This window comes from Desulfosporosinus fructosivorans, from assembly GCF_004766045.1.
Taxonomy (GTDB): Bacteria; Bacillota; Desulfitobacteriia; order Desulfitobacteriales; family Desulfitobacteriaceae; genus Desulfosporosinus; species Desulfosporosinus fructosivorans.
In genome coordinates, this window is sequence record NZ_SPQQ01000003.1 from 556,542 (window position 1) to 568,782 (window position 12,241).

The following is a 12,241-nucleotide window of genomic DNA, read 5'->3' on the forward strand; positions in this document are numbered from 1 at the left end:
AGTTAAATATATTTTCCAGTTATAGACCTTTTAAATTTCTTCAACCCCATTAAATTCCCGCTATAAAGAATTTCGCCACCGCGGTTTCCACCGTCAGGTCCCATGTCGATAATCCAGTCGGCTCTTCTGATAATATCAAGATTATGCTCAATTACAACTACGGAATTTCCTTTCTTTACAAGCCTATCAATAATCGATAGAATATTCGTTATGTCCGACATATGAAGCCCTGTTGTGGGCTCGTCCATAATATAGATGTTGCCTTTTTTGTTTAATTCCTTGGCAAGCTTCAATCGTTGGCACTCGCCACCTGAGAGAGTGTTCAACGGTTGCCCTAAGGTCATATATTGAAGCCCTACATCAATGATACTTTTCAGTTTTTTCATAATGTCCTTACGCTCAAAAAACTGATTTGCTTCTGTTATGCTCATTTCCATAATATCGACAATATTTTTGCCCTTATATTGATACCCTAAAACGTCCTTTTTATATCGTTTTCCTCCACAATCTTCGCAAACAGTTTTCATTGAATCCATAAATGAGAGGTCTGTTTCGATAACTCCCGTTCCGTTACAATTAGGGCAACCACCTTCGGAGTTATAGCTAAAAAGCCCAGCGCTGACCTTATTTTCATCTGCAAATAGCTGGCGAATCAAATCCATTATTCCTGTATATGTGGCTGAATTGGATCGAATGTTAGCACTTACAGCGCTTTGGTCAATCACAACTGTTTCGGGATATTCTTTTATAAAAACCTCATTGACTATGGTACTCTTACCCGAACCAGCGACGCCCGTGACTACCGTAAACAAACCTTTAGGTATTTGCAGACTAACATTTTTTAGATTGTGAATACTACTTTTCTTTGTTTCGTAAAATTTATTGCTTATCCTTGGGTTCTCATTAATAGTAAGCTTTTTTCCTAGAAACTTTCCAGTCAATGTATCTGCATGTTTTAAATCGTCGAAACAGCCCTCAAACACAATATTGCCGCCCTGTGAGCCTGCCTTTGGGCCTACATCCACAATATGGTCGGCTATTTTTATAACCTCAGGGTCATGTTCAACAACGATTACTGTATTCCCCTTATCTCTGATTTTTAGTAGCAACTCGTTTAGCCTATGAACATCTCTTGAATGAAGCCCTATGCTTGGTTCATCAAAAATATACATAACGTCCGTTAAACTACTTGATAAATGTTTAACCATTTTGACACGCTGTGATTCTCCGCCTGACAATGTAGTTGTCTCTCTTGTAAGGCTCAAATAATCAAGTCCGATATTAATTAAGTTCTCCAGCCGTTCAAGGATGCTTTGCACAATTGGAGAAAAGGCTTTATCATCTATTCTTTTAAGTACCTCAACCAATTCATCAATTTGCATCAAGGTCATATCATAAATGTTATATCCCAGTATTTTCGAGGAGAGCGCCATTTCGTTATACCTTTTTCCATTGCAATCACTACATTTTTGAATGGAAGTAAAGGCTTCAATCTTTTTCTGATTAGCTTGGGACTTTTCCCGATCTGTTTTAATGTTTTGGCGAGAAAACCTTCCGATAAGGCCCTCATAGGTGGAATTCATTTCACCATCCATAATATTAATCAAAACCTTTTCGGGTTTTGCGTAAACTAATTTAGCATACTCTTCTAAAGTATAGTCCTTTATCTTCTTGTCATTGTCGAAGAAACCGTGATTGGCATACATTTTCCATTGCCACGTACCGACACCGTACCCTGGAAGTAAAATTGCTCCTTCGTTTAATGATTTGTCTGTATTTAGCGCCTTTTCTAGATCCAAGGTCATGATTCGTCCGATGCCTTCACAGGTTGGACACATGCCATGTGGGTCATTGAAGGAGAAGTTAAAGGATAGGCCAATCCTTGGCTCACCCAATCTGGAAAAAAGCAACCGCAATAATGAGTTAATGTCCGTAATTGTACCCAGTGTAGAGCGTGAATTCCCCCCAAGCCTTTTTTGGTCAACGACAATGGCTGTTGATAAGTTAGAAATCGAATCAACGTCAGGTCGCCCATACTTGGGCAGAAAAGTTCGCACAAAATTACTAAAGGTTTCATTTAACTCTCTACCCGCCTCTTGTGCTATCGTCTCAAAAACAATCGATGATTTTCCTGAACCCGAAACCCCAGTAAAAATCGTTAGCTTTCTCTTCGGTATTTTCAGACTGACATTTTTAAGATTGTTTTCTCTAGCACCTAGTATTTCTATAAATTCAGTTTCCATCAGGTTACCCCCATCATAACGATATTTTATTTAACTATCATATCATTGATCGTAGAGCAAAATAGTGGTCATTTTTTAAACATTTTATCTTAAACGTTTATTATTATCCTAAAAATATATTTTATCCATATCCATATCCATATTCATATAGAACCAATCAGTGTAAGCTTGTTGAAAACTTCTAGTTGGTAAAGGAGGAGGGGCGATTGTATGTACGTGAACAAATTGTGAAAAAATGTCAGGAGAATGTATGGAACGGTTAATTGATACCAAGTTAAATAGTCTCAAATTAAGATTTACAGAAATACAGGATGTCCCACCAGGGGGTTGACTGAGTAAGTCTTAAGGATTTGCAGTTTCTTGACAATGTTTGAGCAAATGGAATATGATGCATATAAGGTTAAATCGTTTGGATATAGGTTAAAATATTGATAACAACTATGAAAAGGATAGTAATAAAGGACTTGGATTTTAGAGACATAATCCTCGGGTGAAAGATTATGACGAAGGTTTTTTATGAAGATCACCTTGGAGTTGGGCGGCTGAAATAACTAAGCTGCTCCGTAGGCATACGTTACATGTTTTAAAGCGATTGATGGATTGCTTATTTTATTTAAGCTATCTATTAATAACAAGGGTGGTACCGCGGATAATCCGTCCCTAAGTCATTGACTTAGGGATTTTTTGATGTTCTTTACTCGCTCTTATAAACCCAATACGAAAGGAAGAAAATTAATATGTCTAACTTCAAACCGCTAATGAATCTGCCTATAGCAAAAAAGGAAAGCACAATAGCAGACTACTGGGACGAAAATAAGATACTGGATAAAAGTATCGAAATCAGGGAAGGTCAAACACCCTTTGTGTTCTATGAAGGTCCTCCTACAGCCAACGGCAAACCAGGAATACACCACGTCATAGCCAGAACGTTAAAGGATTCAGTTTGCCGGTACAAGACAATGCAGGGCTATCAAGTTAAGCGTAAGGCCGGATGGGATACTCATGGGCTTCCTGTGGAAATCGAAGTAGAGAAACAACTTAAACTTACTAACAAGCAAGAAATTGAAGCCTATGGAATTGCGGAGTTCAATCAGAAATGTCGGGAATCGGTCTTCAGTTATGAGAAGCAATGGCGTGAAATGACCAAACGAATGGGATATTCAATCGATTTGGACCATCCGTACGTCACGCTCGACAATAATTACATTGAAAGTGTCTGGTGGATTCTTGATCAGTTTTTCAAAAAAGGTTTGATCTATGAAGGACACAAAATCCTGCCTTATTGCTCACGCTGTGGCACGGGGTTGGCCTCCCATGAAGTAGCCCAGGGTTATAAGGTAATCAAGAGTAACACGGTCGTCGTAAAGTTTAAGAGAAAAAATGCTGAAGAGTACTTTCTGGTCTGGACAACGACACCTTGGACGCTTCCCTCGAACGTGGCATTGACTGTGAATCCTCAAGAGATCTACCTAAAGGTTAGGCAAAATGAGGAGATTTATTATGTTTCCAAGACTTTGTCTCATAAAGTATTGGGAGAAGAGTTTGAAGTAGTGGAAGAAATCAAGGGAAAAGACCTTGAGTTCGTAGAATATGAACAGCTGATGCCTTTTGTTAAAGCGGATAAGAAGGCCTTTTTCGTTACGGTTGGCGATTATGTAACGACAGAGGATGGCACAGGAATTGTGCATACTGCCCCAGCCTTTGGAGAGGATGATTATAACACTGGCAAAAGGTATAACTTGCCGGTGCTTCAGCCCGTTGATGAAACAGGGAAATTTGTGAGCACACCATGGGAAGGCAGTTTTGTCATGGATGCTGATCTCGATATTATCAAATGGTTGCATGCGGAAGGAAAACTATTTAAGAAAGAAAAAATGGAGCATAACTATCCTCACTGCTGGAGATGTCAGACCCCACTTCTCTATTATGCCAAACCAAGCTGGTACATCGAAGTTACAAAATTCAAAGATCAATTAGTTGAAAACAATAATCGAGTTGAGTGGTATCCGGATTATGTCGGAGAAAAAAGGTTTGGTAACTGGTTGGAAAACGCCAACGACTGGGCTTTATCCAGAAGCCGATACTGGGGAACGCCTCTTAATATCTGGAGATGCGATTGCGGACACACCACATCGATTGGCTCTCGCAAAGAGCTGGTAGAAAACGCGGTGGAGACGCTGGAGGAAACGACGATTGAATTGCACCGACCTTTTGTGGATGATATTCACATTAAATGTACAAAATGTGGCGCAGCAATGACTAGAGTGAAAGATGTCATTGATTGTTGGTTTGACAGTGGCTCGATGCCTTTTGCCCAACATCATTATCCGTTTGAAAACAGCGAAAACTTTGATCAACTCTTTCCCGCCGATTTCATCTGTGAAGGCATCGATCAGACCAGAGGTTGGTTCTATTCTTTACTCGTGATTTCAACCTTTATCAAAGGAGTCGCTCCCTATAAACGAGTATTGGTTAATGATTTGGTCCTAGATAAGGACGGGCATAAGATGTCTAAGTCCAAAGGGAATACCGTCAATCCCTTTGAATTGTTTGATCAGCATGGAGCGGATGCTTTAAGATGGTATTTACTCCACGTCTCTCCAGCCTGGAGTCCAACGAAATTCGATATCGAAGGGATCAAGGAAGTTCAGAGTAAATTTTTCAGCACGATGAGAAATGTGTATGCGTTCTTTTCCTTGTATGCCGAAACGGATAAACTTGACCCACGAGACTTCTTTGTTGATTACCAGAACCGACCAGAGCTTGATCGATGGGTACTATCAAAGTATAACAGCCTTCTAAAAGGCGTCGACTCAGATCTGTGTGCCTTTGATCTGACCAAAGCAGTGCGAAAGATACAAGCGTTTGTTAATGAGGATTTTTCGAACTGGTATATAAGACGTTCCCGCAGACGCTTCTGGGGATCAGAGCTTACGGATGACAAGAAAGCGGTTAACAATACAACCTATGAAATACTCGTGGGATTATCTAAGTTGGTGGCTCCATTTGCGCCCTATATTGCCGAAGAACTCTATCGAAGTTTGACTGATGAACTTTCTGTTCATCTAGCAGATTACCCTGTCGTCAATTTACTGTTGATCGATAGTGAGTTGGAAACTAGAATGGATCTGGTGAGAAATTTAGTCGGTCTAGGTAGAGCCGCAAGGGAACAGGTCAGAATCAAGGTGCGACAACCTGTCCAAAAGATCTTGATTGACGGTAAATATGAAAAACTCATCGATTACATGCTTCCCTTAATCCAGGAAGAGCTTAATGTTAAGGCGGTTGTATTTGCCAAGGATTTGAGCCAGTATATGAACTTTAGCTTAAAGCCTAATTTTAAAGTGGCAGGGTCTATCTTTGGACCTAAAGTAAAATCATTAGGCAAGGTACTGTCAGCCCTAGACGCTTCTTCCGTTGTGCCTAAATTAGAAGCGGGAGAGACGATTTCGATAGAGGTGGAGGGCGAGCGCCTAGATCTAGTCAAGGACTATGTGATTACCACAATAGCGGCCAAAGAAGGCTTTACAATGACAGTGGAGGACAATTTATTTGTTATACTGGATACAACGCTTAGCAAAGAGCTGATCGATGAAGGATATGCGCGGGAGTTTGTCTCTAAGGTACAGCAAATGCGGAAAAACAATGGCTATGAGATGATGGATAGAATTAATATATACTTTGATGGAGATAAGGAAATAGCTGAGGCCGTCAAATTATACGAGGACTATATAAAACAAGAAACCTTGGCAGACTGTATTGAGAGAATCAAGGATGCTGACTTGGAAAAGCAGAATCTTAATGGTCATGAGACAGGTTTGATGTTGGAAAAAATTTAAGAATTTGAATTAGAAAGACGGGAAATCCTAAGATAATTTAGAGGAATAAGGCTGAAGCAATTTTCGCTTCTAGCCTTGTTTTTTTGTAAAGCGTGAGGGGGAATGATGCGAATCCAATGTGAAGTGAACTCTTTCAACTTAGTAGAATAAAAAAGCATGTTTTCAGCGACGTATGGTTAAATTAACACAAGGTTCTATGAAGCAAGGAGGGTAACCAATGGATAAATTGGATAAATTGCATGAGACACAAGAAAAAGCCGAACAAAATAAAAAGCATCAAGGCAAAGGAAATCCAGGTAAGAAGTTACCTAATAAGCAGCACAGTACGAATAAATAACCTTTTAAGAGGACCATGGTCGTTAGAGATCATGGTCCTCTTTTGATCGACATATGCAGAAAGGAAGAGATAAGTATGGATGCAATCAAATACAGCCTTAGATTATCAGAGATTGGCAGGGATTTTCATGGTCTCGTTCAACGGCGATTGTACAAGATATGGAAGACCAAGATGCTCTGATGCTAAAGCTAGATTTCAGAATGTAGTAATCAAGAATAAGGAGGGGCTGTAACTAAACTAGTTTAATTCTTTATATATTTAGAGGATTGTTCACCACTTCAAAGGTGTACAATCCTCTTTTTTGGGATAACGCACCACCGGCTTAAATAATCTCAAGTTTCGTAACAGCCCCTGGCCTAAACTCTCTTTTAGAACGCAGGAACAATTGATCCTTTATATTTGTCTTCAATAAATTTCTTAACATCTGGAGAGGTGAGGGCCTTCGCTAGCTTTTGTAAAGCAGGATCGTTTTTTCTACTGTCTTTGATAACTAGAATATTAGCATAGGGAGAGTCTTTGTCTTCCGTAAAGAGGGAATCTTTTGTCGGGTTTAGTCCACCTTCTAGAGCATAGTTTGTATTGATTACCGCGCCAGCAATTTTAGGGTCTTGGAGTACTCGGGGAAGTTGAGGCGCATCGAGAGGAGTGATTTTAAGCGACTTCGGATTACCGATGATGTCCTGGACGGTTGCTTTGATCCCGACTCCGTCTTTCAACTGGATGAGACCCGCTTTAGCTAATAACGCTAAGGCACGACCACTGTTGGATGGATCGTTGGGAATTGCAAGGGTATCTCCATTTTTAAATTCGTCTAACTTTGTGATTTTCTTGGAGTAGATTCCCATCGGTTCGATGTGTACGTTGGTGAGCGAAACAAGACTTAAGTTGTGGTCTTTGTTAAAGGAATCTAGGTAAGGGGTGTGTTGGAAAAAGTTGGCGTCAATATCTCCAGTGTCTAAGTCTAAGTTTGGACGGACGTAATCGGTGTAGCTGACAACTTTGAGCTCAATGCCTTCTTTGAGTAGGGCTGGCTTAATGTATTCTAGGATTTCGGCATGGGGGAGTGGGCTAGCTCCGACTTTAAGCACGGTTGTAGCAGGTGTGTCAGACCCAGCCTTCGAGGTCGGGGCCGCACTCCCGCATCCGGCGAGCGCGAGTGAAAGGGTAGCTAAGATAATGAATGAAGCGGTTACAGAACGTTTGGTTTTTTTAAGGTTAAACATAATTTTTGCCTCCAAATAGTATATTTTAGTGGGTTTGAGCTTGTTGTTCGATCGATAGTTCTGAACTTAATGAGAAAGCCTTCGAGCTAGCGTGGTTCCTAGTGACTGCAGTCCCTGCACAATTACCACGAGAATAACGACGGTTGCGATCATGATGTCAGTTCGGAAACGGTTGTAGCCGTATTGAATGGCCAGGTCCCCTAAGCCACCTCCGCCTACAGCGCCAGCCATGGCAGTGTAGCCAATGATGCTTATCGTTGTAATGGTGATGCCTAAAATCAGAGAAGCCTTTGCTTCGGTGAGAAGGACCTTCTTTATAATTTGTAGAGGGGAGGCTCCCATGGATAAAGCCGCCTCGATCACGCCATAAGGGACCTCTTTGAGAGAACTTTCCACCACTCTTGCTACAAAAGGAGCTGACGCAATGACAAGAGGGACAATTGCCGCGGTTGTGCCAATGGACGTGCCAACAAGTGATCGAGTGAACGGGATGAAGGCCACTAACAGGATGATAAACGGAGCAGAACGCAAGATATTGATGAAAGTCCCTAAAATTCGTTCGACCCATGGGTTTGGTGAAATGTGTCCTGGCGAGGTTACAACCAAAATAACGCCTAAGGGAAGTCCTAAGAGGTAGGCAAGGAGCGTGGAGACGACGACCATATAGAGCGTCTCACCCACAGCTGGGGTAATAAGTTGGGATAAATCGCCCCAAAAAGATGCTTGGAAAAGAAGGGATGGCTCAAAGGGCACGTTGTATCACCTCCACCTTTAATTCGCGGGATGCTAAATATTGATGAGCTTGTTGTAATTGCTCTGGATTTCCTAGAAGTTCTAATGTAAGAGTGCCAAACAGAGTTGATCTAATATGGTCAATACTGCCATAGAGGATATTGGCACGAACATCGCAAGCTTTGAGGAGATCAGTGATGATAGGATCTGACGCTCGTGAACCGAGAAATTGAATGCGCACAATTTCAGAATCCTTGTGAGTTGCGATTTCGCTTAACACGTCAGCCTGAAGTTCAGTTGGAAAAACAGTTGCGATAAATTCTCTTCCGATATCCGACTGTGGTTGAGTGAAAACGAACTCGATCGGACCGTATTCAACGATGCGGGCTTCGTGGATAACCGCAACGTCGGTACATATCTCTTTGACCACTTTCATCTCATGTGTAATCATGACAATCGTTAGACCTAGTTTTTGGTTAATATCGCGGAGGAGATTTAAGATTGAAAGGGTTGTTTGCGGATCAAGTGCAGAAGTAGCTTCATCACACAAGAGGACTTGCGGCTTTGTGGCGAGCGATCGGGCAATGCCGACCCGTTGTTTCTGTCCACCACTTAATTGAGCCGGATAAGAGGTCGCTTTGTCTTTGAGACCGACAAGATGAAGCAACTCCTCCACGCGAGCAGTGATCTCCCGTTTGTGTAGTCCTGCTATCTCTAGAGGGAAGGCGATGTTCTCAGCAACCGTCCGCGATTGAAGGAGGTAAAAGTGTTGGAAGATCATGCCGATATTCTGACGCGCTTGACGGAGAGCTTTTCCAGAAAGCTGGGTCAGGTCTTGGCCAGCAATGATGATTTGACCGCTTGAGGGTTTTTCGAGAAGGTTCAAGCAGCGTACCAGTGTGCTTTTTCCTGCGCCGCTCAATCCGATAATTCCGTAAATTGCCCCTTTTGGAATGTGTAAGGAAACATTGTCCAGGGCGAGGAAGGTGCCTTGACGGGAAGAATATTCTTTCACTAATTTTTTAATCTGAATCAAGTGCAGGCCTCCTTCGTTTGTATTTTCTGGAATAAACACAACAAAAAAACTCCGCGAAGAAAACCCGCGGAGTGACCATTCGGTTTTCCTCTTATCTCCCAGATTTCTCTGCAGGAGTTAGCACCGTACATAAATGCCGGTTGCCGGGTTTCATCGGGCCAGTCCCTCCACCTACTCTGAATAAGAGTTTTTATGAAATTTTATTGTGTTTAGCGCATTACCAGTGAATGTAACTACTATAGCACAGAGGGTAAGGATTTGGCAAGGGGGAGAAGTTAATGGAAATTCTGTTGATCGAACGACTGAAAGTCGCAAATATTTCATAGCTGTTCGAAAAGGTAGATAGTATCCGAATTTAAGTTTCTCAGATATTGGATGACATCAAATCTTTAAATGGAATATAATACCATAAACCCGCGGAAGGAGGGTAATAATTGTGTTTGCAGAAGGCAAGAGAGTGGAAGAAATGAACTATTTTGAACTTCTGGCTTGGCTGGGTATAGGCAGTTCTCATCCGGGAGGATTTCCTGCTACGCAACAGAATCTGGAAGTAATTCAAGTGAAAGCTGAGGACTATGTACTGGATGCTGGATGTGGCAGCGGTCTTACCGCTTGTCACTTGGCCAAAACTAGAGGGTGTAAAATTATAGCAGTGGATATTAATCCTCAAATGGTTGAAAAAGCATGCTTAAGGGCGGAGAAAGAAGGCGTTTCTCATTTAGTGCAGTTTAAGCAGGCGGATGTTAATAATCTACCCTTTGCTGATAACCACTTTGATTTGGTAATTGCTGAATCGATCACGGTCTTTTTAGACAAAGTTAAAGTGTACCAGGAGTTCTATCGAGTTCTCAAGCCAGAGGGAAGAGTTGCTGATTTAGAAATGGTTCTGCTCGCTGAATTACCGCCTCACCTTAGGAGGCAGATGGAGGCGTGCTTTGGTTCAGATACTAATCCATTGCCCCCAGAAGAGTGGCTCAATGCTTTAACACAAGCGGGCTTTCAGGATGTGATGATTAAGAATCCGCAACGCATGAAGAATAACGGCAACGTGATCATGAACGAACTCAAAAAGGATTGGGTACTTGTAAAAGGGCTTGCGGAAAAAGCAGCCTACTTGCCAAGTTTAATTACCAGACTACAAAAAAATGCTGGTTTCATGAAGAAGAATCGGGCCTACTTTGGATTTGGTCTTGTCTGTGGGCGAAAGCCAACTCCAACGCCGCCTCCTAAGAAAGCAGGCTTCAGAGATTGGATAAGGCAGGCATTACAATGGAAATATACTAGAAGTTATTCTACAAAAGTCCTTTAATAGCAAAATGATCTTATTAACTAAAATCTAAGGGAAAGTCAGAAACATTGATTAGAAATTTAAACGTAGAGAGAATCCGTAAGTTAAAAATACAGATTCTCTACGTTTAAATTTGTCATATTAGGCAAGTGAATAAGTTCGTGACCGTCCCCATTATTTTAATTTCACCGATAAATCTTTGTAGCCTTGATAAATTAGATCAAAAAGATGTTCAAGTTCCTGCTCCTCGACACACGAGAAGGCAATACGCACATCGTTTTCGCCAAGTGATATGACGCCCACCCCATATTGATCAAGAAGGTGATTGCGCAATACTTCAGCCTTTACTCCTTTGAGTTTAAGGCACATGAAGTATCCTGAATTAAACGGATAGTAGTCCCAAGCATCATGATATTTCTCCTGTTCGAGGATCTGTTTGACCTTAGAAGCACGTTGGCTTAATACTTTGAATTTTTCTTGTTTTTGAATTTGGAAATCCGGCGATTGAAGAGCCTTTATAAGGAACGTTTGGGATGGATGAGAAGCGCTAGAAATAGTACCGCGAATGATCCCTATCGTCTTTTTTTCTAAGGCATTTAAGACAGCTGGATGCTCTGACGCGTATGTAATAAATCCAACACGAAAGCCCCACACATAGTCTTCCTTTGTAGCACCATCAACTTTGATGGCTAATACTCTAGGATGAATATTGGCGATCCGAGCAAATAGAGATTCTTTGATGGAGTTTTCGTAAAACAGTCCGAAATAGGCATCATCCGTAACTACGACCAAGTTCATTCCTTCTTCGGCGACTTCTCTCAAGGCCTTTATAATCTCGGTTGCATCTTGTTCAGTTGGCGTGTACCCAGTAGGGTTATTTGGAAAATTAAGTACAAGGACAGCTTTTCCGTGGTCCTTCTTGCTGAGTATTGCTTCTTTCATGCCTATTGTATTAAAGGTGCCTTCTTTAGTATAGAAAGGGAATTGGACGGTTTTAGCTCCTCTGCGAACTCCAAAGATAAAGTTATAATTACCCCATAATTTGTCGGGTAAAACCAATGGATCGTCTGCGTTAATAAAGAGGTCAGCAACAATACTTAAACCATGGGTTAACGCATTGGTAACAATGGGGTTGCTAAAGGATTTATCCTGTAAAGAAGGATTATCAATTAATATTTTTTTCCGCCAAAGCTCTCTTAGCTCAGGTTTTCCAGCAGGAGGAGCGTAGGGATAAAGGTCTTTAGGATTGTAATCAGCTAACGTTTTCTGGATTAAGGGCAAAAACATCGGATGGTCTTTCTCCGTCGCAATTCCTATCGTGGCATTAAAACGATGAGCTTTCTGTTTAGCCTCTGCAGACTGAGTTAGGATCCCCTTTGGGTAGTATAAATTCTTTCCGAGTTCCGATAATAATTCGTAAACATAGGGATTTCCTTGTAGTATATCTCGATTTAATTCTTGCGCTATTTCATTCATTTATTCAATTCTCCCTCACTCAGCAAGTCTCATGGATATTTTCGCTTTTCTGTATTGAGTAGTTAAT

Annotated in this window: 8 protein-coding genes, 1 riboswitch and 1 other annotated feature; of the genes, 3 read left to right on the forward strand and 5 right to left on the reverse strand. The window is 41.4% G+C overall.

Translation table 11 applies throughout. The features are described from left to right. Nucleotides 1-2: 2 nt before the first annotated feature. Entirely contained in the window at nucleotides 3-2,243 is a 2,241-nt protein-coding gene (locus E4K67_RS10770; RefSeq protein WP_135546452.1) for an ATP-binding cassette domain-containing protein, read from the reverse strand. Nucleotides 2,244-2,674: 431 nt separating this feature from the next. After that, nucleotides 2,675-2,908: a binding site (T-box leader), on the forward strand. Between the two features lie 72 nt (nucleotides 2,909-2,980). On the opposite strand from E4K67_RS10770, the gene ileS reads away from it, so the two are divergent. Both ileS and E4K67_RS10780 read left to right on the forward strand, forming a co-directional pair. After that, on the forward strand, nucleotides 2,981-6,082 hold the full coding sequence (gene ileS / locus E4K67_RS10775; RefSeq protein ID WP_135546454.1) for an isoleucine--tRNA ligase: 3,102 nt from the start codon (nucleotides 2,981-2,983) through the stop codon (nucleotides 6,080-6,082). Nucleotides 6,083-6,299: 217 nt separating this feature from the next. Further along, nucleotides 6,300-6,419 carry a DUF4023 domain-containing protein gene (locus tag E4K67_RS10780; protein WP_135546456.1) on the forward strand — a complete coding sequence of 40 codons (120 nt, stop codon included), beginning with the start codon at nucleotides 6,300-6,302 and terminating at the stop codon, nucleotides 6,417-6,419. 368 nt (nucleotides 6,420-6,787) lie between these two features. Here the strand turns inward: E4K67_RS10780 and E4K67_RS10785 are convergent, their stop codons facing one another. The 3 genes from E4K67_RS10785 to E4K67_RS10795 form a co-directional block, all read right to left on the reverse strand. Then, the gene (locus E4K67_RS10785) at nucleotides 6,788-7,642 is read right to left on the reverse strand and encodes a MetQ/NlpA family ABC transporter substrate-binding protein (protein WP_135546458.1); all 855 of its coding nucleotides are present in this window, start codon (nucleotides 7,640-7,642) and stop codon (nucleotides 6,788-6,790) included. Nucleotides 7,643-7,708: 66 nt separating this feature from the next. Continuing rightward, nucleotides 7,709-8,395, reverse strand: coding sequence for a methionine ABC transporter permease (locus tag E4K67_RS10790; RefSeq protein WP_135546460.1), 687 nt, complete (start codon nucleotides 8,393-8,395; stop codon nucleotides 7,709-7,711). Continuing rightward, nucleotides 8,385-9,410: a methionine ABC transporter ATP-binding protein gene (locus E4K67_RS10795; RefSeq protein WP_135546461.1), complete on the reverse strand. Its 1,026-nt coding sequence runs from the start codon at nucleotides 9,408-9,410 to the stop codon at nucleotides 8,385-8,387. The genes E4K67_RS10790 and E4K67_RS10795 overlap by 11 nt, the downstream gene beginning before the upstream one ends. An 88-nt stretch (nucleotides 9,411-9,498) precedes the next feature. Beyond that, a riboswitch (SAM riboswitch) is annotated at nucleotides 9,499-9,597 on the reverse strand. A 279-nt stretch (nucleotides 9,598-9,876) separates the two neighbouring features. On the opposite strand from E4K67_RS10795, the gene E4K67_RS10800 reads away from it, so the two are divergent. After that, a complete protein-coding gene (locus E4K67_RS10800; protein WP_135546944.1) occupies nucleotides 9,877-10,719 on the forward strand; it encodes a class I SAM-dependent methyltransferase in 843 nt (280 codons plus the stop codon). 153 nt (nucleotides 10,720-10,872) lie between these two features. On the opposite strand, the gene E4K67_RS10805 is transcribed toward E4K67_RS10800, so the two are convergent. Next, a complete protein-coding gene (locus tag E4K67_RS10805; RefSeq protein ID WP_135546463.1) occupies nucleotides 10,873-12,174 on the reverse strand; it encodes an aminotransferase class I/II-fold pyridoxal phosphate-dependent enzyme in 1,302 nt (433 codons plus the stop codon). Nucleotides 12,175-12,241 lie beyond the last annotated feature (67 nt).

Bases quoted from the DNA above. Each gene is read 5' to 3' on its own strand.
- E4K67_RS10770 (WP_135546452.1), bottom strand. From the start codon at position 2,243: ATGGAAACTGAATTTATAGAAATACTAGGTGCTAGAGAAAACAATCTT.
- ileS (WP_135546454.1), top strand. From the start codon at position 2,981: ATGTCTAACTTCAAACCGCTAATGAATCTGCCTATAGCAAAAAAGGAA.
- E4K67_RS10780 (WP_135546456.1), top strand. From the start codon at position 6,300: ATGGATAAATTGGATAAATTGCATGAGACACAAGAAAAAGCCGAACAA.
- E4K67_RS10785 (WP_135546458.1), bottom strand. From the start codon at position 7,642: ATGTTTAACCTTAAAAAAACCAAACGTTCTGTAACCGCTTCATTCATT.
- E4K67_RS10800 (WP_135546944.1), top strand. From the start codon at position 9,877: ATGAACTATTTTGAACTTCTGGCTTGGCTGGGTATAGGCAGTTCTCAT.
- E4K67_RS10805 (WP_135546463.1), bottom strand. From the start codon at position 12,174: ATGAATGAAATAGCGCAAGAATTAAATCGAGATATACTACAAGGAAAT.